Below are 1,782 nucleotides of genomic sequence, written 5' to 3'. Positions count from 1 at the left end.
AAAGAATTTCATGAGGTCGATATATGTAAACCAGAAGCAATATTGGCTATTGCTTCTTTTTTTGTGCAAAACAATGCCGTTTGCCCCTCACCTTAAAAGTGTATTATTAACAAAGTGCTAATAAAGCTAATAAGAGTTCCCTGGATTGTACCGAGGCCATTTTCTTTAGTCCATTGATAACGAGATTCATTGTATTCTTATATAACTCGATCAACATCTTCCTTCACATCCGTTTATGTTTTATATTCTGCTAAATCTTTAAAGTGGCCAAAAAAACTCCCCATCGGCGAATTGTCCCAACATTTCCCCTTGTTTTAACACTGGAGGAGTCCTTCAGTGTAGCATTATAATAGAAGCGTCATTAGTGAAAAGCGTTTAAACCTGTCACAAATCAGATTGGCTCCTTATAGATTTTGTTAGTTTAACAAATGATAAGTCAAAGGAGTGATAAATTTGAAAGTGGAAGGTGTATATACTTATTTATGTGAAAGTTGTTCAACACTGTTTGGCGTAGTATCTCGTTTTTCTGTTATGGAAGATAGGGTTGATACACTGACGTGTCCCAAGTGTTCTAAGAAAGTAGCAGTATGCATTGGAGAAGGGCATATAAATTACGTAAATGATGAAAAAAGGGAAGAAATAATAACGAACGAAACGAATGAGGTATCACAACTACCAGAATTATTAACTGTAGAGCATTTGGCAGATTATTTAAATGTTAGTGAAAGAACTGCTGATGAATACATGGGAAGTCCCGATTTTCCTTTAATTCGTTTAAAAAGGTCCAAGAGGGTTTTCAGGGATGACTTTTTAGACTGGTTACAATCAAAGAAAGAATAAAACTAGATGAAGCCATTTCGAAATTGTATGGCTAATAGAAATTTTAAAAAACTGAGGTGCTACGTAATGGCAGCACCTTATTTGTATTTTAAAATGAGGATAGCCATTTCGATAAGATCTGATTTATTGAACTTCTGTTGGTCTGCAAAGCTATGCAGCAAAGACAAAACTTCCTGATTTATGACAATGTCTTCTGTATCTTTTTTGCCTTTATCTAAAGTCACTCCCCTTTGTTACAAGTCATTTCCACATGTGATTATGCATTGAAATTCAATAAATTCATTGACTGTATCTTTACCTGCCTTCTAATTTGCAATATCTTATTAGCTTTCTAAAACTTATATAAAGCAGACCTCTCGCTTTACCAAATTCCGAATCAAAAAACCTTGGTTAAATCCTTCGGTTTATAGTGCAGCTTCTAGAATCCAAGTAAGATTGCCTTTTGCACCTTTATCCAAAGTGACAATGGCAGCCTTTGTTTAGCTTCCCATTTTCCCAGAAGACCCCCTCTACAAGTGTGAGAAGGGCTAGAGCCCAACAGTAATGGGGAGATGAATGTTTGCATAAGTCAAAGTAACCTTTAGCAAGCATACGTTCTCTAGGTAATAATAACTATAAGGGGGGGTTAAACCAATGGTCGTAAACAAAGCTTATAAATTTCGAATCTATCCAACTAAAGAACAATTAGTTCTCATCAATAAAACGTTTGGCTGCTCTCGTTTTGTCTATAACTTCTTTTTAGGCAAACAAAAAGAGAAAGATGCTTACTGGTATATCTGTGAAGAAATGAAGCAAAACGGCCAATTACCCTCTAATGAATGGAAAGGCTCTTTTGTGAATAAATACGCAACAATCAAAGAACTTCCCGCTTTAAAGAAAGAGTATTCTTTCCTAAAAGAAGTAGACAGTATAGCCTTACAGAAATCAGTCGAAAATTTAGCA

2 protein-coding genes are annotated in these 1,782 nt (G+C 35.2%); both read left to right on the top strand.

Annotation, left to right across the window (positions count from 1 at the left end):
- Positions 1 to 459 precede the first annotated feature (459 nt).
- Positions 460 to 840, top strand: coding sequence for a helix-turn-helix domain-containing protein (locus tag FNK51_RS25830; protein WP_286178897.1), 381 nt, complete (start codon positions 460 to 462; stop codon positions 838 to 840).
- Positions 841 to 1,473: 633 nt separating this feature from the next.
- The coding region (locus FNK51_RS25825) for a helix-turn-helix domain-containing protein (protein WP_141995189.1) at positions 1,474 to 1,782 on the top strand (309 nt) is incomplete at its 3' end.

This window comes from Bacillus sp. B4EP4a, assembly GCF_006680105.1.
GTDB lineage: Bacteria > Bacillota > Bacilli > Bacillales > DSM-1321 > Peribacillus > Peribacillus simplex_E.
The sequence above is the reverse complement of the archived record's forward strand: the minus strand, read 5'-3'. Positions and strand labels throughout refer to the sequence as shown.